Source organism: Polaromonas sp. DSP2-3-2b2 (genome assembly GCF_049895905.1).
Taxonomy (GTDB): domain Bacteria; phylum Pseudomonadota; class Gammaproteobacteria; order Burkholderiales; family Burkholderiaceae_C; genus Polaromonas.
The window spans coordinates 131,454-157,205 of record NZ_JAFCTH010000008.1 but is presented as its reverse complement, the minus strand read 5'-3'; the positions used below and the strand labels follow the sequence as shown (position 1 = coordinate 157,205).

Genomic DNA, 25,752 nt, shown 5'->3' with positions numbered 1-25,752 from the left:
CCGGCTTTGCCGGGCCACAGGCACAGCGGCCCCTCGGGGGGCAGCGCAGCACACGCAGTGGCAAGCGTGGGGGCCATCAGTCCCGCAGCAGGTCATTCAAGCTGGTGGTGGCGCGGGTTTTTGCATCCACGCGCTTGACGATGACCGCGCAATACAGGCTGTACTTGCCGCCGGCCTTGGGCAGGTTGCCCGACACCACGACCGAGCCTGCCGGAATGCGGCCATAGCTCACGGTGTCGCTTTCGCGGTCGTAAATCGGCGTGCTCTGGCCGATGTACACGCCCATCGAGATCACCGAGTTTTCCTCGACGATCACGCCTTCGACGATTTCGGAGCGCGCGCCGATGAAGCAGTTGTCCTCGATGATGGTCGGGTTCGCCTGCATCGGCTCCAGCACGCCGCCAATGCCGACGCCGCCCGACAGATGAACGTTCTTGCCGATCTGCGCGCAGGAACCCACGGCGGCCCAGGTGTCAACCATCGTGCCTTCATCGACATAGGCGCCGATGTTGACGTAGCTGGGCATCAAGATAGCGCCCTTGGCGATGAAGCTGCCCCGGCGCGCCACGGCGGGCGGCACCACGCGAACGCCGGTGGCGCGCATTTCCTGCTCGCTCAGGTGCGCGAACTTGGTCGGCACCTTGTCGTAAAAGCCCAGCTCGCCGGCGCGCATCAGCTCGTTGTCCTTCAGGCGAAAGCTCAGCAGCACGGCTTTCTTGATCCACTGGTGAACCGTCCACTGGCCAACGCCCTGGCGGGTGGCGACGCGAAGCGTGCCGTTGTTGAGTTCGGAAATCGTCTGCTCGACGGCGTCCAGCACCTCCTGCGGCGCGGCGGTGGGCGACAGGTTGGCGCGGTTTTCCCAGGCGGCGTCGATGATGGCTTGCAGATTGTCTTGTGTCATTTTGAGTTTTTCAGTGAACTTTGGATTGAATGAATTGGACGATGCGTTGAGCAGCTTCGACGCATTCAGCGGTTTGCGCCACCAGCGCCATGCGGATACGGCCAGCGCCGGGGTTGAAGCCCTGCGCATCGCGCGCCAGGTAGCTGCCCGGCAACACGACGACATTGTAAAGAGCGAGCAGTTCACGCGAAAACGCCGTGTCCGAACCCTTGAACGCCTCAGGGACAGCCGCCCACAGGTAAAAACCGGCGTCGGGCAGGCGTACATCCATCACTTCGGCCAGCATGGGCGTGACCTGCGCGAACTTTTCGCGGTACTGGGCGCGGTTGTCCACCACATGCGCCTCGTCGGCCCAGGCAGCGATGCTGGCGGCCTGCACGATGGGGCTCATGGCGCTGCCGTGGTAGGTGCGGTAGAGCAAGAACGACTTGATGATGGCCGCGTCGCCCGCGACAAAGCCGCTGCGCAGGCCCGGAACGTTGCTGCGCTTGGACAGGCTGGTCAGCGCAATCAGGTTCTTGAAATCAATCCGTCCCAGCCGCACCGCCGCTTCCAGTCCGCCCAGCGGCGGCTCGTCGCGGAAATAAATCTCGCTGTAGCACTCGTCCGATGCAATCACGAAGCCGTACTGGTCGCTCAGGCGGAACAGCAGTTCCCACTCGTCAATCCCCATCACCGCGCCGGTCGGGTTGCCCGGCGAGCAGACAAACAGCAGCTGGGTTTTCGCCCATATCGACTCAGGCACGGCGGCCCAGTCGATGCCGAAGTTGCGCGCCGCCTCGCTCGGCGCGAACCACGGCTGCGCGCCGGCCAGCAGCGCCGCGCCTTCGTAGATTTGATAGAACGGGTTGGGGCTGATCACCGTCGCGCCCGGCTGGCTCGGGTCAATCACGGCCTGCGCCAGCGAGAACAGCGCCTCGCGGGAGCCGTTAACCGGCAGGATTTGCGTCGCCGGATCAACTCTCAGCCCTCCATAGCGCCGGGCCAGCCAGTCGCTCATGGTCTGGCGCAGTTTGGGCTCGCCCAGCGTGCCGGGGTAGCTGGCCAAGCCCGGCAGGCTGCCGGTCAGCGCATCCTTGATGAGCTGCGGCGTGGCATGGCGCGGCTCGCCAATGCCCAGGCTGATGGGTTTATAGGCCGGATTCGGCGTGACATCGGCATGCAACTGGCGCAGCCGCTCGAAGGGGTAAGGCTGAAGGCGGGAAAGCAGGGGATTCATGGGGCGCGATTATCCCCGACAGACCTTCTCAGGTTGACCTATTTGGGCGCGTGCGCGGTCAACAGCTCGGCGGCACGCGTTTGCCAGCCCTTGCCCGAAGCGCGCCAGCGCGCCAGCACGCTTTCATCCAGGCGCAAGGTCGTGGGCCGCTTCACCGACGCCTGGGTGCTGCCCACCGGCCGGCCCCGGCGCACCAGCTTGTCACCTTTGAACAAGTCGGCCTCGGCCACCCACTGTTCGGTAATTTCAGGCGCGTCGTCGGGGTCAGTCCAGGCGGGCGCCGATGGCTTGAGTTTCGCGTTCATTGATCTTCCTCATGGAAATAATGCGGCGTGCCGCGCCGCGCGGAGTCCAGACCGTCATCACCAGCCGGCCATCGAGCCATCCCACCGTCTGGTAGCGCGTTTCGGTATACGCTTGGCGCTCATCCTGCCGCGTCAGATGACTGCCGGCAAACACTTCGGCAGCCCGCGCAAAGTCAAGTCCACGCGCTCTCAAGGTGTTTTGCTGCTTGGCAGGGTCAAACTCAATCTGCATTAATTAATTGTACATCTAATTAATTTGGTTTTTAACGAGGGAAGAACTCGATCATCAATGCCTTGCCGTTACTCTGTTTGTGCCACAGCCTGTGGCACAAACGCTAGCATGCGCTTGCTGTTGCGCTCTGAAAATCCTTTTTCCTCGGGCAGTTAGATCCAGAACCTCGATCAAATTGGCCTCGACCAGCGCTTGAAGATTTTTTTCTTTGTCCAGCGGCAGGCTGTTCAGCTCGTTCAGTTTTGCACCGGAAATCTTGAAAATGGGCATAGGGGTATGTTTCTACTATTTGTTTGATAGCTGCTCGCGCATATACAACGTGCGCAAGAGGCTGATTTGGCTTAAAAATTCGGTCAGGCATAACCGTTTTAATCGCTTTTTGGCAGCTGGTAGGCCTGTAATCGGTGATTCGGCGCCGTGCGAGGACAAGAGGGATTTTTCAGTCATTGGTCTGGGATTCAAGGGTGTCGTCAGATTATGCGGGGCGAACAGGGCGCATCCAGACGCTGCCGGGCAGTCAAAAACTGCACTACGCTCGGGTAACATGGCGGGCCTTGCGGGCCTTGCGGGCCTTGCCAACGCCACGGCGCGTCCATTCCCTCAAAACAAATCAACGAGTTAGCCCCAGGCTCAACAACACAGGTCAGCCGTGCGTCTCAATTCGATCAAGTTAGCCGGTTTCAAGTCGTTTGCCGACCCGACGCATTTCCAGCTGCCGGGCCAGCTCGTCGGCGTGGTCGGCCCCAACGGCTGCGGCAAGTCCAACATCATGGATGCCGTGCGCTGGGTGCTGGGCGAATCCAAGGCGTCGGAATTGCGCGGCGAGTCGATGCAGGACGTGATCTTCAGCGGCACCACGACCCGCAAGCAGGCCAGCCGCGCCAGCGTCGAACTGGTGTTCGACAATGCCGACCACCGCGCCGGCGGCCAGTGGGGGCAGTATGAGGAAATCGCCGTCAAGCGGGTGTTGACGCGCGACGGCACGTCGAGCTACTACCTGAACAACCAGCCGGTGCGCCGCCGCGATGTGCAGGACGTGTTTCTGGGCACCGGGCTGGGGCCGCGCGCCTACGCCATCATTGGCCAGGGCACGATCAGCCGCATCATCGAATCCAAGCCCGAGGAACTGCGCCTGTTTCTCGAAGAAGCCGCCGGCGTGTCCAAATACAAGGAGCGCCGCCGCGAAACCGCCAACCGGTTGAGCGACACGCGGGAAAACCTGATCCGCGTCGAAGACATCCTGCGCGAACTCAATGCCAACCTGGAGCGGCTCGAAAAGCAGGCAGAGGTCGCCCTGCGCTACAACACGCTGCAGGCCGCCGGCACGCTGAAGCAGCACCAGCTGTGGTTCCTCAAGCGCGCCGAGAGCGAAGCCGACCAGGCCAAAGTCCGGCTGGATGCCGAAAAGTCGGTCAATGATCTGGAAAGCCGCGTGGCCGATCTGCGCCATGTCGAGGCCGACCTGGAAACCATCCGCCAGGCGCACTATGCAGCCGGCGACCAGGTCAACCAGGCGCAGGGCAGGCTGTACGAGGCCAGCGCCGAGGTGGGGCGGCTGGAGGCGGAAATCCGCTTTGTGGTCGATGGGCGGCTACGGGTGGAGCAGCGCCTGGTCCAGCTCAGGGAACAGTCGGCGCAGTGGGCAACGCGCGGCGAAGACGCGGCGGCCGAGTCTGAAAGCCTGGCCGGGCAAAGCTTTGACGCCGAGGAAAAAGCCGAACTGCTGGCCGCCCAGCTTGAGGAACAGCAGGACCAGCTGCCGGCGCTCGAAGAGGCGCTGCGACAGGCCCAGGCGACGGCCAATGCGCAGCGCGCCGGCGTGACGCAGGTGCAGCAGCAACTCCAGGTGCTGGCCGCCGAACAGCGCCATGTTGAAGAGCAACTGCGCATGCTGGGCCTGCGCCATGAACGCCTGTCGGCGGACCGCAAGGCGCTCGGCGCACCCGATGAGGCGCGGCTGGCCAGCCTGAACTCGCAACTCGACCATGCTCGGGAAGCGCAGGCCGTGGCGCAGGCTAGATTGCAGGAGCTGACCGAAGCCGTGCCGCAGCTTGACGATGCGCGGCGCGCCCTTCAGCAGGCGGCCAATGCCGAATCGGCCCGGCGCGCCGACCTGTCGGCAAAGCTGGACGCGCTCAAGGCACTGCAGGAAAAGGTCAGGACCGACGGCAAGCTCAGGCCCTGGCTGGCCCGGCATGGCCTTGAAAACCTGCAGGGTCTGTGGAGCCGCCTGCACATCGAGCAGGGCTGGGAAAATGCGCTGGAAGCCGCGCTGCGCGAGCGCCTGGGCGCGCTGGAAGTCAGCCGGCTCGACATCGTGCGCGGTTTTGCCGGCACCGATGCGCGCGGCCAGGCGCAAGGTCCGCCCGCCAAGCTGTCGTTCTACACGCCGCCACAGGCCGCCGCGCCAGCCCGCGCCCAGTCGGCGCTTCATCTCAAGCCGCTGGCCGACCTGCTTCGCCTGAACGATGCCGGACTGACGGCGCTGCTGGACGACTGGCTGGACGGCTGCTTCACTGCGCTTACGCTGGACGACGCCCTGGCCGCGCGCGAACAGCTGCAGCCCGGCGAGACGATCTACGTCATGGGCGGCCATGCCATCACAAAGCACAGCGTGAGTTTTTACGCGCCCGATTCCGAGCAGGCCGGCCTGCTGGCCCGCGCGCAGGAGATCGACAACCTGGAAAAAGGCTTGCGTGCGCAAGTGCTGATCAGCGAGGAAGCCCGGGCGGCGCTGGCCCGCGCTGAAGCCAGCTACCTGGACGCCAGCCAGCGCCTGGCCGCTGCCCGCCGCGAAGCCGGCGAAGCGCAGAACCAGAGCCATGCGCTGCAGGTCGAAGTGCTGCGCTTGAGCCAGCTGGCCGAGCAGGCGCGGGCGCGCAGCCAGCAGATCCAGGCCGACATGGCCGAGATCGAAGCCCAGCTTGATGAATTACAGGAGCGCAAGATCACCGCCGAGGGCCGGTTTGAAGAACTCGACATGCAGCTGGCCGACAGCCAGGAGCGCCATGCCCAGCTGGAAGACCGGGTGATCGCCACCGAGCGGCGCCGCGCCGAATCCCGCGAGCAGCAGCGCACGCTGGAGCGCCAGCTGCAGGAAGCGCAGTTTGCGCTGCGCACCCTGGCCGCGCGGCGCGAGGAACTGGCGCGCTCCATCGCCATTGCTGCAGCTCAGGCGTCGTCGATTGCCGCCGAAGAAGGCCGCGCCCGCGACGAGCTGGCGCGGCTGACCGATGCCGCAGCGCAGGGCGGGCTTCAGGACGCGCTGAATGCCAAGATGGCGCGCGAAGCCGAGCTGCTGGCCCAGCGCAGTCAGTACGACGACCTGACCCACAGGCTGCGCAGCAGCGACGAGCGCCGCGCCACGCTGGAACGCGAACTCGATCCGCTGCGCCAGCGAATCACCGAATTCCAGCTGAAAGCGCAGGCCGCACGGCTGGGCTTCGAGCAATATGCCCAGTTGCTGACCGATGCCCAGGCCGATCTGCCGGCGGTTCAGGCGTCCATCAAGGCAGGCAATGTCCGCATCAGCGGCCTCCAGGGAGAAATCGACCGCATCCAGCGCGATATTCACGCGCTGGGCGCGGTGAACCTGGCAGCGCTAGACGAGCTAAGCATTGCCCGCGAACGCAAGCAGTTCCTCGATGCGCAGTCGGCCGATCTGAACGAGGCCATGGCGACGCTGGAAGACGCCATCCGCAAGATCGACATGGAAACGCGCGATTTGCTCTCCAGCACCTTTGACGCTGTCAACGGCCACTTCGGCCGCATGTTTCCCGAGCTGTTCGGCGGCGGCAATGCCCGGCTGGTGATGACCGGCGAGGAAATCCTGGACGCTGGCGTGCAGGTCATGGCGCAGCCGCCGGGCAAGAAAAATCAGACCATCCACCTGCTGTCGGGCGGCGAAAAGGCGCTGACCGCGATTGCGCTGGTGTTTGCGATTTTCCAGCTCAATCCGGCGCCGTTTTGCCTGTTAGATGAGGTCGATGCGCCGCTCGACGATGCCAACACCGAACGGTATGCCAAACTCGTGTCCAGCATGAGCAAGCAAACCCAGTTTTTATTCATCAGCCACAACAAGATCGCCATGGAAATGGCCGAGCAGCTGATTGGCGTGACCATGCAGGAGCAGGGCGTGTCGCGCATCGTCGCCGTTGACATGCAGGCCGCCCTGAGCCTTGCCGAAATAGCCTGAACCCATCAAAACATCATGAGCACATTACAAATAAGTCTGGCGGTCGGTGGCAGCCTGGTCCTGGTCGGCATCGTTGCCCACGGCGCCTGGTCCGCACGCAAGAACCTGCCCAAGCAAGCCACGCCTAAACCAGCACTTGACGCCGAACCCGCGTCTGCCCCGTCGCAAGACAGCTATCTTCAGCTGGACGAGGTCGATGGACTGCCGGAACGGCACGAACCCAGCTTTGACACCGATGCCGGCCTGGCCGCGTTGACGCAGCTCACCACGCCCGAGCGAAAACCGGTGCTCGACATCCTGATCGACGCGATCGCGCCGGTCACGCTGGCATCGCCGGTCGCTGGCGAAGCCGCGCTGGCGGCCATGCCCAGCACGCGCCGGGTCGGCAGCAAGCCTTTTGCCATCGAGGGCCTGCGCGAAGACAGCCGCGAATGGGAAGTTCCCGCCGCCGGCTATCGCTACAGCGCCTTTCAGTGCGGCGTCCAGCTGGCCAACCGAACCGGCGCGCTGAACGCCATCGAATATTCTGAATTCGTCATGAAGACGCAAGCCTTTGCTGATGCGATAGGCGGCGAAGTCGAGTTTGCCGAAATGCAGGGCGAGGTGGCCCGGGCTAGGGAACTCGACCAGTTCGCCGGCGCGCACGATGCGCAGCTGAGCTTCAAGCTGCGCGCCGTGAAGACCGCCTGGAGCCCGGGCTATGTGCAGCAATGCGCGGCCGGCCAGGGCTTCGTTCCCTCGGCGACGCTCGGCCGTATGCTGCTGCCTGCCAGCCAGACAGGCCATGGCCCGATCCTGGGCCTGAGCTTTGACTCGCAGGCCGCCCAGGCCGAAGACCCCGAACAGACCGCGTTGTATGAATTGACGCTGTCGCTGGATGTGCCGCAGGTGCTGCGCTCGGAAGCGCCTTTTGCCCGCATGTGCGAAGTGGCGATTGCCCTGGCAGGCAGCATGGACGGCGTGATCATCGACGACAACGCGATTCTGGTGCGGCCCGAGGCCATGGAGGCGATCCATGCGGACCTGGAGCAGTTGTACGACCGCATGGACGCGCGCGAACTGTCGGCCGGCTCGGCGCTGGGCAGGCGCTTGTTTTCGTGATGGCCTGATTTCTGGATCATTTCCCGGCTGCCTGAGGCGGCCGATTTTTTTTCAAGCATCCCGACATTTCCATGGCCACTCCTGACCTGTTCGCCCAGCCATCGCCGCAGCCCGCTTCGCAAGCAGCAGCATCGGCGCCCGAGCGCATCAAAGCCCTGCGCGCCGAGCTTGACCTGCATGCGCACCGCTATTACGTGCTCGACGAGCCCAGCATTCCCGACGCCGAATACGACCGGCTGTTCCGGGAACTGCAGGCGCTTGAAGCGGCGCACCCCGAACTCCAGCGCCCCGATTCGCCCACGCAGCGGATCGGCGGCAAGCCCCTTGACCAGTTCGCCAGCGTGCGCCACCGCATTCCGATGCTCAGCATCCGCACCGAAACCGACACCGAGGCCAGCGGCGCCAAAAATTTCGACAACCGGGTGCGCAAGGAACTGGGGCTGAAGGAGTCCGACCCGCCGGTCGAGTACGTGGCCGAACTCAAGTTCGACGGCCTGGCCATGAGCCTGCGTTATGAACACGGCGTGCTGGTGCAGGCCGCCACGCGCGGCGACGGCGAGGTGGGCGAGGATGTGACGCAGAACATCCGCACCATCCGGCAGATTCCGCTCAGGTTGCCCGCCGACGCACCGGCTGTCATGGAAGTGCGCGGCGAAGTCTACATGCGCCGCGACGAATTCGAAGCGCTGAACGAGCGCCAGCGCGAAAAGATCGCCCAAGGCGCCAAGGGTGAAAAAACCTTCGTCAACCCGCGCAACGCGGCGGCCGGCGGCGTGCGCCAGCTGGACCCGGCGATTGCGGCCAACCGGCGCCTGAGCTTTTTTGCCTATGGCGCGGGCGAGATCACGCCGCTTGAAGAAGGCGGGCCGGCATTCGCAACCCATTTCGAGCTGCTGCAAACCCTGAGATCATGGTGTTTTCCGGTCGCAGCGCAGACCCAGCTTGCGCAAGGCGCTACAGAACTGATAGCGTTTCATCAAACCATTGGCCAGCAGCGCGACCAGTTGCCGTATGACATCGACGGCGTGGTCTACAAGGTCAACAGCCTGGCCCTGCAGCGCCGCATGGGTTTTGTCAGCCGCGAGCCGCGCTGGGCGGTGGCGCACAAATACCCGGCGCAGGAGCAGCTCACCACGGTCCTTAGCATCGACATCCAGGTCGGGCGCACCGGCAAGCTGACGCCGGTGGCCAAGCTGGCACCGGTGTTCGTCGGCGGCGTGACCGTGACTAATGCCACGCTGCACAACGAGGACGAGGCGCGGCGCAAGGATGTTCGCCTGGGCGACACGGTCATCGTGCGCCGCGCCGGCGATGTGATTCCCGAGGTGGTCAGCGTGCTGCTGGAGCGCCGGGTGCCTGACGCGCCGCAGTTCACCATGCCGCGCCAGTGCCCGGTCTGCGGCTCGGACGCGGTCCGGGAAGAGGGCGAGGCCGACTATCGCTGCACCGGCGGGCTGTTCTGCGCCGCCCAGCGCAAGGAAGCGATCCTGCACTTTGCGCACAAGCGCGCGGTCGAGATCGAGGGGCTGGGCGACAAGCTGGTCGAGCAACTGGTCGATGCGGGCGTCATCCGCACGCTGCCTGACCTGTACAAGCTGGGTTTTACATCGCTGGCCAGCCTGGACCGCATGGCCGAAAAATCGGCCAATAACCTGGTGGCCGCGCTGGAAAAGTCCAAGCACACCACCCTGCCGCGCTTTGTCTTCGGGCTGGGCATCCGGCATGTCGGCGAGGCGACCGCCAAGGCGCTGGCCCGCCATTTTGGCCAGCTCGACCGCATCATGGACGCGAGCGAGGAAGCTTTGCTCGAAGTGGCCGACGTCGGCCCCATCGTCGCCAAAAGCATCCGCACCTTCTTTGACCAGCCGCACAACCGCGAAGTCGTGGAGCAGTTGCGCGCCTGTGGCGTGACCTGGGAAGAGGGCGAACCCGCCTTTGTTGCGCCCAAACCGCTGTCGGGCAAGACCTTCGTGATCACCGGAACCCTGCCAGGCCTGGGCCGTGACGAAGCCAAGGACCGGATTGAATCCGCAGGCGGCAAGGTCGCCGGTTCGGTCAGCAAAAAGACCGATTACGTCGTGGCCGGGGCCGAGGCTGGCAGCAAGCTTGTCAAGGCGCAGGCGCTGGGCGTCGCGGTGATTGACGAAGCCGCCCTGCTGGCGCTGCTGGACTCACCGCTGGACTGAGTCCCCAAGCGTCGCCTGCTCGGGACGCCGCCACAGCCAGATCAGCACGCAAGCCATGGCCGCCACCGCTGCCAGCGCGGCCCAAGGGTTGCCCAGCAGCAGCCACGTCGCGACGGCGCTGGCGGCCATGGCCACCGTGGCCGTCCACTTGGCTCGCCTGCGCACCACGCCGGCCCGCTGCCAGTCGGTGATGTGGGCGCCAAACCGGGGATGGGTTTTCAGCCATTGCGACAGCCGTGGGGAGCTGTGTCCGGCCGCCCAGGCAGCCAGCAGCACGAAAGGCACCGTCGGCAGCACCGGCAAAAACAGGCCCAGAATTCCCAGGCCTAGGCTCGTGATAGCCAGCGCCAGCAGGCACCAGCGCGCAGCCACGGGCAACGCGGGCTTACGTGATGCTATGTTTTGTTTCACTGGCTGTTCGGCAGGCATGTCGGCGATTGTGCCGCCAGCCGCTATGCTTGAGGCCATGACCATTCGTGAAATTCTCAAAATGGGCGATGCGCGGCTTTTGCGCATTGCCCGGCCCGTGGCAGCCTTCGACACCGATGCGCTGCATGTCCTGATCTCTGACATGTTCTACACCATGCAGTCGGTCAACGGCGCCGGCCTGGCCGCGCCGCAGATCGGCGAAGACCTGCAGGTGGTGATTTTTGGCAGTGACCAGCTCAATCCGCGCTACCCCGATGCGCCGGTCGTGCCGCGAACGGTGCTGATCAATCCGGTGATCACGCCGCTGGGCGTGGCCGAGGAAAGCGACTGGGAAGGCTGCCTGTCGGTGCCCGGCCTGCGCGGCATGGTGCCGCGTTTCTCGCACATCCGCTACACCGGTTTTGATCAGTACGGCGACCCGATCGACCGCACGGTGGACGATTTTCATGCGCGCGTGGTGCAGCATGAGTGCGATCACCTGATCGGCAAGCTGTACCCGATGCGGATTCGCGACCTGAGTCAGTTCGGCTACACCGAGGTGCTTTTCCCTGGCATAAACGCTGAGGCCGACGACTGACCGAGCAGGTGATTGCCAAACTCAGGTATTAGCTTTTCCCTTCCCTGACTGCGCAAGCGGACGCGAGCGAACCGGCTTTGCCGGGCGCCAGACGTCGCCCCCTGCGTGGGGGAAAGGAACTACATGGAGCGCAGCGCAGTGAGGACGATGGGGTGTACCAATCCCTAGTCGCTCAGCGCCTGCAGCAACTCGGTTTCAATCGCGATCTGCGCCTTGTTGTGCTGCAGCTCCGGCCCGTCGATCAGGAAGGTATCCTCGACGCGCTCGCCCAGGGTGGTCACCTTGGCCAGCTTGACGTTGATGTGGTGCCTGGCCAGTACCCGGGCGATCAGGTAGAGCAAGCCAACGCGGTCACTGGCTGACACGCTCAGCAGCCAGCGCTGGGCTTTCTCGTCCGGCCGCAAATCGACGCGCGGGGTGACGGGAAAGCTTTTAACGCGGCGCGACACCCGGCCTTTGCTGGGTGGTGGCAGCGGGCCTTTTTCTTCAATGATGCGGCCCAGGTTCACCTCGACCATGGTGGCCAGTTCGCGGTAGTGCTCTTCCATCGGCTCGCTGGCGACCTGGAAGGTGTCCAGGGCAAAACCGTTGTTGGTGGTGTGCACCTTTGCGTCCAGGATGCTGAAGCCGGCCTTGTCAAAAAAGCCGCAAATGCGAACGAACAGATCCGGCGCATCGGGCGTGTAGACCAGCACCTGCATGCCTTCGCCAGCCGCTGACTGGCGCACGCGCACCGTCACGACCGCCTTGCCGATGTGGCGCGACAGGTGCCTAGCATGCCAGGCAATGTCGGCGGCTTCGTGGCGCATGAAATAGCTCACGTCGAGCGTGTCCCACAGCGCCTTGTAGGCCTGGAACGGCTCGGCATGCAGCGCCAGCAGTGTTAGCGCGCCGCGCTTGCGGGCCTCGATCTCGGCGGCGGCATCGGGCGCGCGGCCGCCCAGCACGCGCAGCGTGTAGCGGTAGAGGTCTTCGAGCAGCCTGCCTTTCCACGCATTCCAGACCTTGGGGCTGGTACCGCGAATGTCAGCCACTGTGAGCAGGTACAGTGCCGTCAGGTAGCGTTCGTTGCCCACTCTTTTTGCAAACGTGGCGATCACTTCCGGGTTGCTCAGGTCTTGCTTCTGCGCGGTGCGGCTCATGCTCAGGTGCTCACCCACCAGGAATTCGATCAGCCGGGTGTCTTCGGCGGCAATGCCGTGCTGGCGACAGAAAATGCGCACTTCCTTGCGGCCCAGCTCGGAATGGTCGCCGCCGCGTCCCTTGGCAATGTCGTGGAACAGCGCGGCAATGTACAAAATCCATGGCTTGTCCCAGCCTGCGGCCAGTTGCGAGCACATCGGGTATTCGTGCGAATGCTCGGCCATGAAAAAACGCCGCATGTTGCGCAGCACCATCAGGATGTGCTGGTCGACGGTGTAGACGTGGAACAGGTCGTGCTGCATCTGCCCGACGATTTTGCGAAATACCCAGAGGTAGCGGCCCAGCACCGAGGTCTGGTTCATCAGCCGCATAGCATGCGTGATGCCTTCGGGCTGCTGCAGGATGCGCAGGAAGGTAGCCCGGTTGACCGGGTCGCTGCGGAATTTGGCGTTCATCATGCCCCGGGCGTTGTAGAGCGCGCGCAGGGTGCGTGCCGACAGGCCCCGGATGCCGACGTGGGTTTCGAACAGCAGGAAGGTTTCCAGGATGGCGTGCGGCTTGCGCAGGTAGAGGTCGTCGCTGGCCACTTCCAGCATGCCGGCCTTGTCAAGAAAACGCTCGTTCAAGGGCCGCAGTGGGTAGTTGGACGGGTTGAGCTGTTCCTCGATGTTGAGCAGCAAAATCTGGTTCAGCTGGGTGACCGCCTTGGCAGTCCAGTAATAGCGGCGCATCAGCGCTTCGCTGACCCGGCGCGGCAGCTTGCTGCCGTCATCGGCGGTGGCCGAATAGCCAAAAGACTGCGCCACCGCTGTTTGCAGGTCAAACACCAGCCGGTCTTCGCGCCGGCCGGAAATGATGTGCAGCCGCGCGCGTATCAGGCTCAGCAAGGCCTCGTTAGCCTTGATCTGCCGGACCTCGAACGTGGTGACCAGGCCATTTCGGGCCAGCTCATCCCAGGATTTTCCCAGGCCGGCGGCGCGGGCCACCCACAGCACCACCTGCAGGTCGCGCAGCCCGCCGGGCGACTCCTTGCAATTAGGCTCCAGTGCATAGGGCGTGTTTTCAAACTTGTTGTGGCGCTGGCGCATTTCCAGCGTCTTGGCGATAAAAAACGCCTTCGGATCAAGAGTCGCATCAAGCCGCGCCTGCAGGCGCTTGTAGCATTCGGCCGAACCTGTCACCAGCCGCATTTCGAGCAGCGAGGTCTGCACGGTGACGTCCTTGGCCGCTTCCTCGACGCAGTGGGCCGCCGTGCGAACGCTGGAGCCGATCTGCAGCCCGCAGTCCCAGCAGCTGCTGATGAAGCCTTCGACCCTGGCCTTGAGGGCCGGATGGTCCTCGACATCGACCACGTCGTCCGGCAGCAGCAGCAGCACATCGACATCGGAATGCGGAAACAGCTCGCCCCGGCCAAAGCCGCCAACCGCGATCAGGCAGGCTTCGGGCGGAAACTCGGCCAGCTGCCACAGCCGGCGCAAGGTGGCGTCGGTCAGCCGGCCCAGCTTTTGCAGCAGGCCGTGAATGCCCCGGGTCGATGCGCCGCTGCCGGCCAGCGCGGCGAGCAAGTCCGCCTTGCCGGCGCTGTATTGGTCGCGAAAGGGAGTCAGTTCAGTCATGAAGGCAGGGCCTGACCGTGAAAAGATCGAAAAAGGCGGTCCCGCAAGGGGGACCGGGGTCAGGGACGGAATTAGGCGGCGGTTTTTTCGCGCGAGGGCTGCGGCACGAAATCCGGAATCGGCGGGCTGCCGGGCGACAGTGTCAGCACTTCGTAGCCGGTCTCGGTGACCAGCACCATGTGTTCCCATTGCGCCGACAGCGAATGGTCGCGCGTCACGATGCTCCAGCCGTCTTTTTCGGGGCCGTCCTTGATGTCGCGCTTGCCGATGTTGATCATCGGCTCGATGGTGAACACCATGCCGGGCTTGAGTTCTTCCATGGTGCCGGGGCGGCCGTAGTGCATCACCTGCGGCTCTTCATGGAATTTTTGCCCAATGCCGTGGCCGCAAAATTCACGCACCACGGAGTAGCCGTTTTTTTCGGCAAACGTCTGGATGGCATGGCCCACGTCGCCCAGGCGCGCGCCGGGCTTGACCTTCATGATGCCATGCCACATGGCTTCGTAGGTGACCTGGCAGAGCCGCTTGGCGGCAATCGTGCATTCGCCGACCAGGAACATGCGGCTGCTGTCGCCGTGCCAGCCGTCCTTGATGCTGGTCACGTCCAGGTTCAGGATGTCGCCTTTTTTTAGCGGCTTGTCGTTCGGGATGCCATGGCAGACCTGGTGGTTGAGCGAGGCGCACAGCGACTTGGGGTAGGGCGGGTAGCTGGGCGGGCCGTAACCGAGCGTGGCCGGAATCGCCTTTTGCACGTTGATGGTGTAGTCGTGCGCCAGCTGGTTGATTTCGTTGGTGGTCACGCCGGGTTTGACGAAAGGCGTCAGGTAGTCCAGCAATTCGCCAGCGAGCCTGCCGGCAACGCGCAAGCCTTCAATACCGGCTGCATCTTTGTAAGTAATACTCATCCCGGAATTATCCCACCGGAGTCCGGCGCGTGCTTTTCGCCTGGGCTGCAGGGGTTTTTGCGGCGCGACCAAGCCCGGCCAGTGCGCTGATAAAATCGCCGGATGACGCGAACCTCGCGGATTTTGGCTTTTTGCAGGGAAATTTTTTTTCAGCAAGGTGCTTCAGATTCGACAAAAGACAGCTTGCCCGCTGCCCTCCACCATTTTTCATCCAAAAGGCCACCGCTACCGTGACCCTGCACCTGACGACTTTTGAGGGCGACGCCCACGGCATCCGTGCCCTGAGCGATTTTCGCGTCCAGCAACTTCTGCCCCGCCTGCAAGCCATCCACGACAAGATCGTCGGCATCAGCGCCCGGTTCGTGCATCTGGTGGCCACTGAGGCAGCGCCCTCGGCTGACCTCAGCGCCAGGCTCGCGGCCTTGCTGCGTTACGGCGAACCTTGCGATCAGCCTGCCGCCGGTGTCGACAGCCCGCTGTTCATCGTGTCGCCGCGCTTTGGCACGGTGTCGCCCTGGGCGTCGAAAGCCACCGACATTGCCCACAGCTGCGGCTTGGGCGTCAAGCGCATCGAGCGCATCACCGAATACCGCGTGACGCTCAAGTCGGGATTTTTCAGCAAAGCCGTCTTGAGCGAATCCCAGCGCGAGCAGGTCGCGGCGCTGCTGCACGACCGCATGACGGAAAGCGTGGTCGCCGACCGGGCGCAGGCCGAAGCGGGGCTGTTCACCGAACTGCAGGGCGCGCCGCTGCAGACCATCGATGTGCTGCGCGGTGGTAAAGACGCGCTGGCGCAGGCCAACACCGAGTTCGGCCTGGCGCTGGCCGACGACGAGATCGACTACCTGGTCAAGGCCTTCACCCAGCTTGAACGCAACCCGACCGATGTCGAACTGATGATGTTCGCGCAGGCAAACAGCGAGCATTGCCGCCACAAGATATTCAATGCCGACTTCACGATCGACGGCGTGGCCCAGGACAAGAGCCTGTTCGGCATGATCCGCAACACCGAGCAGCTCAACCCGCAGCACACGGTTGTGGCGTATTCCGACAACGCCTCGGTCATGGAAGGCGCGAAAATCCAGCGTTTTTATGCCAAATCGGCCTCTTCCGCACAAGGGATGGGCGCAATCAGCTATCAAAGCTATAGCGCCATGGACGACGTGCTGACGCATGTGCTGATGAAGGTCGAGACGCACAACCATCCCACGGCGATTTCCCCGTTCCCTGGCGCCTCGACCGGCGCGGGCGGTGAAATCCGCGACGAGGGTGCGACCGGGCGCGGCTCCAGGCCGAAAGCGGGGCTGACCGGCTTTACCGTCTCCAAATTGTTTGACGGCGACTACGGCAAGCCCGGCCACATCGCCAGCCCGCTGCAGATCATGACGGAAGGCCCGCTCGGCGGCGCGGCCTTCAACAACGAGTTCGGCCGGCCCAACCTGAACGGCTACTTTCGCGAGTACGAGCAGACCGTGGGCGGCCAGCGCTGGGGCTACCACAAGCCGATCATGATTGCCGGCGGCGTCGGCACGATTGATGCCCAGCTGACGCAAAAAATCCTGTTTCCAGCCGGCACGCTCCTGATCCAGCTCGGCGGCCCCGGCATGCGCATCGGCATGGGCGGCAGCGCGGCCAGCTCGATGGCGTCGGGCGCCAACGCGGCGCATCTGGACTTTGATTCGGTGCAGCGCGGCAACCCGGAAATCGAGCGGCGCGCGCAGGAAGTCATCAACCAGTGCGCCCAGCTGGGACTGGATAACCCGATTTTGGCGATTCACGATGTCGGCGCGGGCGGGCTGTCGAACGCCTTTCCCGAACTGGTGAATGATGCCGGGCGCGGCGCACGTTTCGATTTACGCGCCGTAAAGTTAGAAGAAAGCGGCCTGTCGCCCAAGGAAATCTGGAGCAACGAAAGCCAGGAGCGCTACGTGATGGCGATTGCGCCCGAATCGCTGGCGCAGTTCGAGGCGTTTTGCGAGCGCGAGCGCTGCCCGTTCGCGGTGATCGGCATGGCAACGGAGGAACGGGACCTGATCGTCACAGATGAAGCAAATGCAGGCGTTTCATCCCAGCCGGGGCCGCGGAACCGGCTTAGCCGGACCGCAGGCGCAGCGGCCCCCTCAGGGGGCAGCGAACCACACGAAGTGGGGAGCGTGGGGGCTCCAGTCCACATGCCGATGAATGTGTTGCTGGGAAAACCGCCCAAAATGCACCGCGACGTGAAAACCGTCGCGCCAACCATCAAGCCGATTGATTTGACCGGCGTCGATCTGCAAAAAAGCTGCATCGACGTGCTGAGCCACCCGACGGTGGCATCCAAGCGTTTCCTGATTACCATCGGCGACCGCACCGTGGGCGGCATGACGCACCGCGACCAGATGGTTGGCCCGTGGCAGGTGCCGGTGGCCGACTGCGCGGTGACGCTGGCCGACTACCAGGGCTTTGGCGGCGAGGCCATGAGCATGGGCGAACGCACGCCGCTGGCGACCGTGAACGCCGCTGCCTCGGGCCGCATGGCGGTGGCCGAGGCCATCACCAACCTGCTGGCCGCGCCGATCGAGCTGCCGCGCGTCAAGCTCTCGGCCAACTGGATGGCCGCCTGCGGCGAACCCGGCCAGGACGCCGCGCTGTATGAAACCGTGAAAGCCGTCGGCATGGAACTGTGCCCGGCGCTGGGCGTGTCGATTCCGGTCGGCAAGGATTCACTGTCGATGCGCACGGTCTGGAAAGACGAGGGCGATGGCGCGGCCAAAAAAGTCACCTCGCCGGTGTCGCTGATCGTCAGCGCTTTCGCGACGCTGGCGGACGTGCGCGGCACGCTCACGCCAGAACTGAACACGGTCGAAGCCGACACCACCCTGATCCTGATCGACCTGGGCAAGGGTCAACGCCGCATGGGCGGCTCCATCCTGGCGCAAACGCTCAGTCTCGAAGACGGCGAAGTGCCCGACCTCGACGACCCGAAAGACCTGGTCAACCTGGTCAATGCCATCAACGAGTTGCGCGCGCAGGGCCAGATCCTGGCCTACCACGACCGCAGCGACGGCGGCCTGTTCGCCACCGCCTGCGAAATGGCGTTTGCCGGCCATGTCGGCGTGTCGCTCAACATCGACATGCTGCTGGTCGAGGGCGACGGCATCAGCGACAGCCGCATGGAAATGGGCGACAGCAAGAACTGGGCGGCGCAGGTCAGCGGCCGGCGCGACGAGCTGACGCTCAAGGCGCTGTTCAATGAAGAGCTGGGCGCCGTGATCCAGGTGCGGACCGAGGCGCGCAATGACGTGATGCAGACGCTGCGTACGCACGGCCTGTCCAAATTCAGCCATTTCATCGGCAAGACCCGGCCGGCGCATGCGTCGCTGGACGTCGGCAAGGGCGAAATACGGGTCTGGCGCGATACGAAAACAGTCTTCAAGGCCCCGCTGCAGGACCTGCACCAGGTCTGGGACGCCGTGAGCTGGAAAATCTGCCAGCAACGCGACAACCCGGTCGGCGCCGATGCCGAGCATGCCGCCGCCGGTGATCCGGCTGATCCCGGTCTGCATGTGTTCCTGCCACCGGCCATGCGGGAAGTCAGCGCCCCGGCCCTGATGTTGTCGCGCCCGAAAGTCGCGGTGTTGCGTGAGCAGGGTGTCAATTCGCATGTGGAAATGGCCTATGCCTTCACTCAGGCCGGTTTCGAGGCCATCGACGTTCACATGACCGACCTGCAGGCCGGCCGCGCCCGACTGAACGACTTTGCCGGTGTCGTGGCCTGCGGGGGCTTCAGCTACGGCGACACGCTGGGCGCGGGCATCGGCTGGGCGCGTTCGATCACCTTCAATCCGGCGCTGGCCGAGCAGTTCAGCGGTTTCTTCGGCCGCAGCGACACCTTCGGGCTGGGTGTGTGCAATGGCTGCCAGATGTTTGCCGAACTGGCCGACATCATTCCCGGCGCTGAGGCCTGGCCGCGCTTCACCACCAACCGCAGCGAGCGTTTCGAGGCGCGCCTGTCAATGGTCGAGGTGCTGGAATCGCCCAGTCTGTTCTTTGCCGGCATGGCTGGCATGCGCCTGCCGATCGCCGTCGCGCATGGCGAGGGCTATGCCGATTTCGCCCGCCGGGGCGATGCGTCAGCCGCGATTGCGGCGATGCGCTTCACCGACAACCATGGCCAGCCGACCGACGCGTATCCGGCCAATCCGAACGGCAGCGCCGGCGGCTTGACAGCCGTCACCACGGCAGACGGCCGATTCACTGCGATGATGCCGCACCCCGAGCGGGTGTTTCGCAATGTGCAGATGAGCTGGACGAGCCTGGACAAGAGCGGGCACAGCCCGTGGATGCAGCTGTGGCACAACGCGCGCCAGTGGGTCGGTTGAGCAGGCAGTTTTGAGACGGGTGCAAGCTGCTATCGTAACCATAGCTGCTTGCGACCGCTGGATATGCGCAAAAGGCTTATTCGATGCTTAAAGTTTGCCCCAGCGAGTGTTCGGCGCCCGGCGCCAGCGCGATGACATCCGGCCCGGCGTTCGATGCCTCTATGCAGAAATAATCCGGCCAGCCGTCATCAGGCACGTCGGCCATCTTGCCCGCGCCTTCGCTGCCGGGATTTCACACCACCACCGACCGGCTGCCACGCGTGTCAATGACGAGGGGCCGCTGCCAACCCGGGTCCGCCAGGGTGTAGCGTCCGATGAACTGGCCATCGGTATCCTCCGCGCCATGGCAGATGCGGTCGCAGGCCAAGTCGAGCGCAAACGGCGCCTGCTGGATGTCCGCCGCCATGCTGCGGCCAGCACACCGGCACGCCGCCGCGAATGGCGGCAGGCTTGGGCGGCGAGTCCGGGGAAAGCCAAAGAACATCCCGGCACCCACGACAGCAGGTGCGCGCCGTGCAGCGCGACGATGGCGGTGCCATGGCGGGTGGCCAGTTGCAGGGCCTCGTGGCCGGCGTGCTGGCAGCGTGTGATGTCGGGGGGCAGGTGCATGCCGCGAATTATGGCCGCACCCGCCTGTTCTGAACCTGGGTGCACAAGAGCTTGATTTTCAGAACGAGTAACCCATCGCCATGGTAAACACCCGGGGCTTGAAGCGGATGTCCGCATGGCGCTCGATGCCCAGCGTGTTGGTGGTGATTTTCGATTTCACACGCGCTGTTGCCAGCGACGCCGACACTGACCACGCGTTGCTGAGGCGCCAGGCCACGCCGGCCTGCAGGGCCAGGCCGACCGAGTCTTCGAGTGAAATCGAACTGGGCCCGCCATTGAGCGCGTCGCCGGCTGCCGTCGAATGCGTCTTGTCAAAACGCGTGTAGTTGATGCCTGCGCCCACGAACGGCCTGACCGGGCTGGCTTTTTCAAGGAACTTGTAGTTGAAAAACACCGTGGGCGCCACCTGCCGGATGGTGGCGCCCACCTGGTCGGACAAGGCTTGGGTGCTGCCGGGAAGAGCGGTATTGTTGATCTTCAAGGCAATGTCATGCTTGGGCGGAACACCAAGCGCCAGTTCCACATCCCACTGGTCACTGATTTCGCGGATGTATGAAACGAACGGCGTTGTCTTGTCGCGCACCTCCAGGCTGATGCCGCCGGGCGTGAACGGCCCGGAGACATCGCTGGCGCTTGAATGCGGCTGGACATTGGAAATGCCCAGCCTGAAAGTGTTTTGCTGCGCCATGGACGGCGCAGCCGCGCAAGCCGCCAGAAGGCCTGCGAGGGCCAGTTGCCTGTGATTGATCAAAAAATGTTCCTGTGATTTACAAACCGGCTGCCGTGACCTGCTGGAAGAAGCCGCGCGCGGCGGCATTGCAGAACGGAGGCACGAGGCCGCCATGATAAGCCTGTACCACGGCAGAGGCGCCGCCGTCGGAAGCGCCTGCGGCCACGGCCGCCGCTGCAGTGCCGGCCTTGGCCTGCGCAAAACCGGCCTTGGCTGTCGCATAAGGGTCGGCCGCGCCGGCAGCAGGCGAATCGACATTGAGCACGGTCAGCAAGCCGGCGGCAGGCGCTGCCGGTGACGGGCTTGTCCAGAAACCCTGCATCAGCCGGGTGTTGACGTCGTAGAACACCGTCGGGTCGCCGCTGCCGGCGCAGAGCAATACGGGGCGCGTCGGTGTCCAGCTGCGCAGGTCGTTCTTCTTGGCGGCGACGCGCATCGGATCTGCCGGGCTGGCGGCGGGCAGAGCGGTGGTCAACGCCGGAACAGCGCCATCAGGGTTGGCCAGCGCATCAAGCAGGTAGTTCAGCCGCGAGCTGTTGGTGATGAGGTTGCTCGTGCCAAAGCCCAGGGCAAACAGCGGCGCCAGCTCAGGCGGCGTGGTCGGCGGGGTGATGGCGTTGAGCGTGGGTTGCAGCGAAGGCGGCGAGCCTCCCGGCGCCGAGGGCGGCGTGCGGCTGAACAAGGCGGTCTGCGGCAGCTTGCCGCCGGGCGCAAACAGGGTGGACGGCGGCGTGTCGGTCGGCAGCAAGGTGTCGATGCCGCTGGCATAGGCCGGCTCGTAGATGTCGGTAAGTTGGCTGTAGATGTTGCCGTAGGCCTTCTGGTAGCTGTTGATCAACAAGGGCGTGAAAAGCGTGCTGCCGAGGTTGACATTGCCGTAATACACCGCGTCGCCAAAAGCCGCCAGCGCATACGGGCCGGACATGGGAGCGCTGGCCGTCACGTTCTGGCCGGCTGCCTGCATCGCCTTGTGCGTGGCCATGGCCACATGGCCGCCCTGCGAATAACCGGTGATGAACAGCTTGCCGCTGTCCTGCACCGGTTGGATCAGGCCGGGCAGGGCCTTGCGGGCAGCGCTCAGCGCGTCCATCATGTCCTTGGACGACTGGTCGGCATTGAGGTAGGGGTGGTAGGCTAGTTTCGACGCGTCGTAGCCCGCGTAATTGGGCGCCACCACGATGAAGCCCTGCGCGGCATACATCGCGGCGATCAGCGCAGCTTCGGAATACGCCGCGCTGGTTTCGTCCAGCAGATTTGCCAGGTTGTAGCTTTTCACGGTCGTCGTGCCATGGGCGTACAGCACGATTGGGCGGCTGCCGGAGCAGTCCGGGCCGCCCGAGGGTGTCATCAGCGCGCCGGAGGCGTCGGTGCTTTCGTTGGCACCGCCCACGGTGCCATAGCGGATGTACTGCACATCGACGCCGCACCTGGGCGTGCCGGCAATGGCCAGGAGGTTGCGCCCGCCCGCGCTTGCATTGAGCTTGGCGGCAAGGTCGCCGGCCGAAAAGAAAGCGGTGCGCTGCGGTGGGTTCTGAATCAGCGCGCCGCGCGCTGGGGTGTTGTCCACAATGCCGGGGTTGTCGGCGGAGTCGCCCCCGCAGGCGGCCAGAAAGGAAGCCGCCGCGACGATGCTCAATAGAAGTTTTGTTTTCATGCTTGTCCGTGCCCTGTAAATAAAAAAGAACGACCGTACTATTTAGCATTGAAAATGTTATCGAACTTGCCTTCAGCACGCTGCGGGGTTACTACTTAGCAGGACGCGAGTAACGCAAAAAACATCTGCGTACACTCTGCGCCATGCCCTTTCGCCGACTTGACTTTCTCGATGCCCTGCGCGGCCTGGCCATTGTCTGGATGACGGCTTTTCACCTGTGCTTTAACCTCAACCATTTCGGCTATCTGCAACAGGACTTCTACGCAAATCCCCTGTGGACCTGGCAGCGCACGGCGATCGTGTCACTGTTTCTTTTCACCGCCGGTCTGGGCCAGGCGATGGCCGTCGATCGGCGTCAAGCATGGCGCCGTTTCTGGCGGCGCTGGCGTCAGGTGGTCGGCGCTGCGCTGCTGGTCAGCGCCGGCTCCTACGCCATGTATCCGCAAAGCTTTATTTATTTTGGCGTGCTGCACGGCATGGCGCTCATGCTGGTCGTTGTGCGGCTGACGGCGGGCTGGGGCCGGTGGCTGTGGCTGCTGGGTAGCGTGGCGATTGCCCTGAAATTCATGGCCGACGGCGCGCATGCCCTGTGGCCCGCGCTGGATTTCCTGAACCACAAGGCGCTGAACTGGCTGGGGCTGGTCAGCCGCAAACCGGTCACCGAAGACTACGTGCCATTGATTCCTTGGCTGGGCGTCATGTGGTGGGGCATGGCGGCCGGGAACTGGGTGCTGCGCCAGCGGCCACACTGGCTGGCTCCCCAGGCGAAGCCGGTCTTTCCAGCACTCAAGCTGCTGGCCGGACTGGGCCGGTGGAGTCTGAGCTATTACCTGCTGCACCAGCCGGTGCTGATCGGCCTGCTGATGGGTTTTAGCGCCTTGAAGCAAGCCTGGCAGTTTCTGCCTTAATTTCAGGCATACCGGCTTAAGCCCCGCCCTGTCTCGCTTTGACGGTTTTTGCAGGGACTCGTCAACAAAGTTATCCACATGATGCAGGGACAACTTTCTCACTCCATAATCCTTTCCCGGGCAAACGGCTACGTCCTACAGGTGGCTCTGGAGTGCTTCGGTAACGTGAGTACTGGCAATCCCGCCGGCTCATTTTTAAAGCTCATGCCCAAAACCATCCCACCGGCCGATGGCCGAAAAAATACTGGAAAACTCCCTTCCAGCAGCAGTACCGCCGCCAAGGCAGCCGCCCGCAACACCGATAGCGGCCCCGCCAAGGTGAATCCTGATTCAGGTGGCGACCCGCATGTTGAAAAAATGGCGCAGACCGAAGCCTTGGTCGCTGCCATGCCTTTCAATGCGACCAAGCCTGCCGAACATGGTTTTGCCAACGCCATTTCGCCTCAGCAGGGCGCCACCGTCGAGCCGGATTCCCGGCTGCCCACTGGCAGCACGCTGTCTGAAGAAAACAGCAGCGACAAGACCGGAACCATTGCGCCCGAAGGCGTGAACGCTGCCATCGAGCCGCTGGACCGCGTTCGCGTGGATTCATCCGGCCAGATGCTGACGACCAACCAGGGCGTTGCGGTGGCCGACAACCAGAATTCGTTGAAATTCGGCCTGCGCGGGCCGGCGCTGCTGGAAGACTTCGTGCTGCGCGAAAAGATCACCCACTTTGACCATGAGCGCATTCCCGAGCGCATCGTGCATGCCCGTGGTTCCGGCGCGCACGGCTATTTCGAATGCTACAAGCCGCTGACGCAGCACACCAAGGCCGCGCCGTTCCAGGAAGCCGGCAAGGTCACGCCGGTGTTCGTGCGCTTTTCGACCGTGGCTGGCGAGCGCGGCTCCAAGGACACGGCGCGCGATGTGCGCGGCTTTGCCGTGAAGTTCTACACCGACGAAGGCAACTGGGACCTGGTGGGCAACAACATGCCGGTGTTTTTCATTCAGGACGCGATGAAGTTTCCGGACCTGGTGCATGCGGTCAAGCCCGAGCCGCACCACCAGATGCCGCAGGCCGCCAGCGCGCACGACACGTTCTGGGATTTCGTTTCCTTGATGCCCGAATCGACCCACATGCTGATGTGGCAGATGTCGGATCGGGCGATTCCGCGCAGCTATGCCACGATGCAGGGCTTTGGTGTGCACAGCTTTCGTTTTGTCAACGACGCCGGCGAGTCGGTGTTTGTCAAGTTCCACTGGAGCCCGATGGCTGGCACGCATTCGCTGGTGTGGGACGAGGCCGTGAAGATTTCCGGTGCTGACCCCGACTACCACCGGCGCGACCTGTGGGAGCGGATCGAGGCGGGCGCCTACCCGGAATATGAGCTGGGCGTGCAGATATTCACCGAGGCGCAGGCCGAGCAGTTCAGCTTCGACATACTGGACGCGACCAAGCTCATTCCCGAGGAACTGGTTCCGGTGCAACCCGTGGGCCGCATGGTGCTGAACCGCAACCCGGACAACTTCTTTGCCGAAACCGAGCAGGTGGCTTTCTGCACCGCGCATGTCGTGCCAGGCATCGATTTTTCGAACGATCCGCTGCTGGCCGGACGCCTCCATTCCTATATCGACACCCAGATTTCACGCCTGGGCGGCCCGAACTTCCATGAAATCCCGATCAATTCGCCGATTGCGCCGGTGCACAACAACCAGCGCGACGGCATGCACCGGCAGGCCATTCCCCGTGGGCGGGTGAGCTACGAGCCGAACTCGCTGGCGGGCGGTTGCCCTTTCCAGGCCGGAGCCGGGCAGGGTTTTGTCACCGTGCCGGCGCGCTTGCAGGCGCAGGAGGAGCAAGCCAAGGTGCGCGGCAAGCCCGAGAAGTTTGCCGACCATTACACCCAGGCCACGCTGTTTTACGAAAGCCAGACGCCGGCCGAGAAAGCGCACATTGCCGCTGCCTTTCGCTTTGAGCTGAGCAAGGTCGCGGTTCCCGCGATTCGCCAGCGCACGGTGTCGATGCTGCGCAATGCGTCGGAAGAACTGGCGCAGAAGGTCGCGGCAGGTCTGGGCATGGAGCATTTGCCTGATGCCATGCCGCTGGCGCTAGCCCAGCCGGCGGCGCCCGAGGTGAGCGTTTCCCCCATGCTGTCGCTCATGGCCCGGCCGGGCAATGGCAGTATCAAGGCCAGGAAAATTGCCCTGCTGATTGCGCCGGGTGTCATGGGCGAGTCGATAGCACAGGTGCAGGCGGCCTTGCTCGCCGAGGGCGCGGTCCCGCGCTTGGTGGCGCCTCGCATCGGCTCCGTGGCCACGGCAGAGGGCGACACGCTTCAGGCGGATGCGTCGCTTGAAAACGAACCCGGTTTCCTGTTCGATGCGCTGGTGCTCCCCGATGGCCAGGCCGGCGTCGATGCGCTGGCACTGGACGGGCACACGATGGAGTTCATCAAGGACCAGTACCGGCATTGCAAGACCATCCTGGTGCTGGGCGCTTCCACCGCGTTGCTTGAAAAAGCCGGCGTTCCGAGCACTTTGCCTGATGGCAAGCTTGATGCCGGGATCATCATCGTGCCTTCGGGAAGCGCGGCCGATGCGGCAAACACTTTCATCAAGGGCATTGCGCTGCACCGCCATCCGCAGCGTGAAACCGATCCGCCCCGGGTGTGATGCCGGGCTGTGAATAAAAAAAC

At 63.9% G+C, this 25,752-nt stretch carries 20 protein-coding genes; 8 read left to right on the top strand and 12 right to left on the bottom strand.

Annotated features, from left to right (window positions below):
- Nucleotides 1-76 precede the first annotated feature (76 nt).
- The 5 genes from dapD to ACP7AD_RS09460 are packed head-to-tail and all read right to left on the bottom strand — an operon-like array spanning nt 77 to nt 2,930.
- Entirely contained in the window at nt 77-904 is an 828-nt protein-coding gene (gene dapD, locus ACP7AD_RS09480; RefSeq protein ID WP_426146107.1) for a 2,3,4,5-tetrahydropyridine-2,6-dicarboxylate N-succinyltransferase, read from the bottom strand.
- Between the two features lie 10 nt (nt 905-914).
- A complete protein-coding gene (gene dapC, locus ACP7AD_RS09475) occupies nt 915-2,123 on the bottom strand; it encodes a succinyldiaminopimelate transaminase (RefSeq protein ID WP_426146109.1) in 1,209 nt (402 codons plus the stop codon).
- A 38-nt stretch (nt 2,124-2,161) separates the two neighbouring features.
- Nucleotides 2,162-2,428 (bottom strand): BrnA antitoxin family protein, encoded by a 267-nt coding sequence (locus ACP7AD_RS09470; RefSeq protein ID WP_426146111.1) that lies wholly within the window; start codon nt 2,426-2,428, stop codon nt 2,162-2,164.
- Entirely contained in the window at nt 2,388-2,660 is a 273-nt protein-coding gene (locus ACP7AD_RS09465) for a BrnT family toxin (protein ID WP_426166090.1), read from the bottom strand. The genes ACP7AD_RS09470 and ACP7AD_RS09465 overlap by 41 nt, the downstream gene beginning before the upstream one ends.
- 54 nt (nt 2,661-2,714) lie before the next feature.
- The gene (locus ACP7AD_RS09460) at nt 2,715-2,930 is read right to left on the bottom strand and encodes a hypothetical protein (protein ID WP_426146113.1); all 216 of its coding nucleotides are present in this window, start codon (nt 2,928-2,930) and stop codon (nt 2,715-2,717) included.
- Between the two features lie 379 nt (nt 2,931-3,309).
- On the opposite strand from ACP7AD_RS09460, the gene smc reads away from it, so the two are divergent.
- The 3 genes from smc to ligA all read left to right on the top strand — a co-directional run bounded on the left by smc (nt 3,310) and on the right by ligA (nt 10,142).
- A complete protein-coding gene (smc, locus tag ACP7AD_RS09455) occupies nt 3,310-6,855 on the top strand; it encodes a chromosome segregation protein SMC (protein ID WP_426146115.1) in 3,546 nt (1,181 codons plus the stop codon).
- Nucleotides 6,856-6,870: 15 nt separating this feature from the next.
- The gene (locus tag ACP7AD_RS09450) at nt 6,871-7,956 is read left to right on the top strand and encodes a cell division protein FtsZ (RefSeq protein ID WP_426146117.1); all 1,086 of its coding nucleotides are present in this window, start codon (nt 6,871-6,873) and stop codon (nt 7,954-7,956) included.
- 71 nt (nt 7,957-8,027) lie between these two features.
- A complete protein-coding gene (ligA, locus tag ACP7AD_RS09445) occupies nt 8,028-10,142 on the top strand; it encodes an NAD-dependent DNA ligase LigA (protein WP_426146119.1) in 2,115 nt (704 codons plus the stop codon).
- On the opposite strand, the gene ACP7AD_RS09440 is transcribed toward ligA, so the two are convergent.
- Complete coding sequence (locus ACP7AD_RS09440) at nt 10,128-10,571, bottom strand: YbaN family protein (RefSeq protein WP_426146121.1); 444 nt, start codon at nt 10,569-10,571, stop codon at nt 10,128-10,130. The two genes, ligA and ACP7AD_RS09440, sit on opposite strands and share 15 nt — an antisense overlap.
- A gap of 37 nt (nt 10,572-10,608) precedes the next feature.
- Between ACP7AD_RS09440 and def the strand changes: the two genes are divergently transcribed.
- A complete protein-coding gene (def, locus tag ACP7AD_RS09435; RefSeq protein WP_426146122.1) occupies nt 10,609-11,148 on the top strand; it encodes a peptide deformylase in 540 nt (179 codons plus the stop codon).
- A gap of 164 nt (nt 11,149-11,312) precedes the next feature.
- Here def and ACP7AD_RS09430 read toward each other — a convergent pair whose 3' ends face one another.
- Complete coding sequence (locus ACP7AD_RS09430; RefSeq protein WP_426146123.1) at nt 11,313-13,907, bottom strand: [protein-PII] uridylyltransferase; 2,595 nt, start codon at nt 13,905-13,907, stop codon at nt 11,313-11,315.
- A 71-nt stretch (nt 13,908-13,978) separates the two neighbouring features.
- Entirely contained in the window at nt 13,979-14,812 is an 834-nt protein-coding gene (gene map, locus ACP7AD_RS09425) for a type I methionyl aminopeptidase (protein WP_426146125.1), read from the bottom strand.
- Between the two features lie 230 nt (nt 14,813-15,042).
- On the opposite strand from map, the gene purL reads away from it, so the two are divergent.
- Nucleotides 15,043-19,173, top strand: a complete 4,131-nt coding sequence (gene purL, locus ACP7AD_RS09420; RefSeq protein ID WP_426146127.1) for a phosphoribosylformylglycinamidine synthase — start codon at nt 15,043-15,045, stop codon at nt 19,171-19,173.
- Between the two features lie 76 nt (nt 19,174-19,249).
- Here purL and ACP7AD_RS09415 read toward each other — a convergent pair whose 3' ends face one another.
- Both ACP7AD_RS09415 and ACP7AD_RS09410 read right to left on the bottom strand, forming a co-directional pair.
- Nucleotides 19,250-19,378 carry a hypothetical protein gene (locus ACP7AD_RS09415; protein WP_426146129.1) on the bottom strand — a complete coding sequence of 43 codons (129 nt, stop codon included), beginning with the start codon at nt 19,376-19,378 and terminating at the stop codon, nt 19,250-19,252.
- A 27-nt stretch (nt 19,379-19,405) separates the two neighbouring features.
- Nucleotides 19,406-19,579, bottom strand: coding sequence for a hypothetical protein (locus ACP7AD_RS09410; RefSeq protein WP_426146131.1), 174 nt, complete (start codon nt 19,577-19,579; stop codon nt 19,406-19,408).
- Nucleotides 19,580-19,686: 107 nt separating this feature from the next.
- On the opposite strand from ACP7AD_RS09410, the gene ACP7AD_RS09405 reads away from it, so the two are divergent.
- A complete protein-coding gene (locus tag ACP7AD_RS09405; protein WP_426146132.1) occupies nt 19,687-19,815 on the top strand; it encodes a hypothetical protein in 129 nt (42 codons plus the stop codon).
- A gap of 25 nt (nt 19,816-19,840) precedes the next feature.
- Here ACP7AD_RS09405 and ACP7AD_RS09400 read toward each other — a convergent pair whose 3' ends face one another.
- Nucleotides 19,841-20,533, bottom strand: a complete 693-nt coding sequence (locus ACP7AD_RS09400; protein WP_426146134.1) for an OmpW/AlkL family protein — start codon at nt 20,531-20,533, stop codon at nt 19,841-19,843.
- Between the two features lie 16 nt (nt 20,534-20,549).
- Nucleotides 20,550-22,166 carry an alpha/beta hydrolase family protein gene (locus ACP7AD_RS09395; RefSeq protein ID WP_426146135.1) on the bottom strand — a complete coding sequence of 539 codons (1,617 nt, stop codon included), beginning with the start codon at nt 22,164-22,166 and terminating at the stop codon, nt 20,550-20,552.
- 143 nt (nt 22,167-22,309) lie between these two features.
- Here ACP7AD_RS09395 and ACP7AD_RS09390 point away from each other — a divergent pair, with 143 nt between their 5' ends.
- Together ACP7AD_RS09390 and ACP7AD_RS09385 are read left to right on the top strand one after the other, a co-directional pair.
- Nucleotides 22,310-23,074, top strand: coding sequence for a heparan-alpha-glucosaminide N-acetyltransferase (locus ACP7AD_RS09390; protein ID WP_426146137.1), 765 nt, complete (start codon nt 22,310-22,312; stop codon nt 23,072-23,074).
- A gap of 204 nt (nt 23,075-23,278) precedes the next feature.
- On the top strand, nt 23,279-25,729 hold the full coding sequence (locus ACP7AD_RS09385; protein WP_426146138.1) for a catalase: 2,451 nt from the start codon (nt 23,279-23,281) through the stop codon (nt 25,727-25,729).
- Nucleotides 25,730-25,752 lie beyond the last annotated feature (23 nt).

Excerpts from the sequence above, each read along its gene's own strand:
- dapD (WP_426146107.1), bottom strand. The coding sequence starts at position 904 with ATGACACAAGACAATCTGCAAGCCATCATCGACGCCGCCTGGGAAAAC.
- dapC (WP_426146109.1), bottom strand. The coding sequence starts at position 2,123 with ATGAATCCCCTGCTTTCCCGCCTTCAGCCTTACCCCTTCGAGCGGCTG.
- ACP7AD_RS09470 (WP_426146111.1), bottom strand. The coding sequence starts at position 2,428 with ATGAACGCGAAACTCAAGCCATCGGCGCCCGCCTGGACTGACCCCGAC.
- ACP7AD_RS09465 (WP_426166090.1), bottom strand. The coding sequence starts at position 2,660 with ATGCAGATTGAGTTTGACCCTGCCAAGCAGCAAAACACCTTGAGAGCG.
- ACP7AD_RS09460 (WP_426146113.1), bottom strand. The coding sequence starts at position 2,930 with ATGCCCATTTTCAAGATTTCCGGTGCAAAACTGAACGAGCTGAACAGC.
- ACP7AD_RS09450 (WP_426146117.1), top strand. The coding sequence starts at position 6,871 with ATGAGCACATTACAAATAAGTCTGGCGGTCGGTGGCAGCCTGGTCCTG.
- ligA (WP_426146119.1), top strand. The coding sequence starts at position 8,028 with ATGGCCACTCCTGACCTGTTCGCCCAGCCATCGCCGCAGCCCGCTTCG.
- ACP7AD_RS09440 (WP_426146121.1), bottom strand. The coding sequence starts at position 10,571 with ATGCCTGCCGAACAGCCAGTGAAACAAAACATAGCATCACGTAAGCCC.
- def (WP_426146122.1), top strand. The coding sequence starts at position 10,609 with ATGACCATTCGTGAAATTCTCAAAATGGGCGATGCGCGGCTTTTGCGC.
- ACP7AD_RS09430 (WP_426146123.1), bottom strand. The coding sequence starts at position 13,907 with ATGACTGAACTGACTCCCTTTCGCGACCAATACAGCGCCGGCAAGGCG.
- map (WP_426146125.1), bottom strand. The coding sequence starts at position 14,812 with ATGAGTATTACTTACAAAGATGCAGCCGGTATTGAAGGCTTGCGCGTT.
- ACP7AD_RS09415 (WP_426146129.1), bottom strand. The coding sequence starts at position 19,378 with ATGGCCGACGTGCCTGATGACGGCTGGCCGGATTATTTCTGCATAGAG.
- ACP7AD_RS09410 (WP_426146131.1), bottom strand. The coding sequence starts at position 19,579 with ATGGCGGCGGACATCCAGCAGGCGCCGTTTGCGCTCGACTTGGCCTGC.
- ACP7AD_RS09395 (WP_426146135.1), bottom strand. The coding sequence starts at position 22,166 with ATGAAAACAAAACTTCTATTGAGCATCGTCGCGGCGGCTTCCTTTCTG.
- ACP7AD_RS09390 (WP_426146137.1), top strand. The coding sequence starts at position 22,310 with ATGCCCTTTCGCCGACTTGACTTTCTCGATGCCCTGCGCGGCCTGGCC.
- ACP7AD_RS09385 (WP_426146138.1), top strand. The coding sequence starts at position 23,279 with ATGCCCAAAACCATCCCACCGGCCGATGGCCGAAAAAATACTGGAAAA.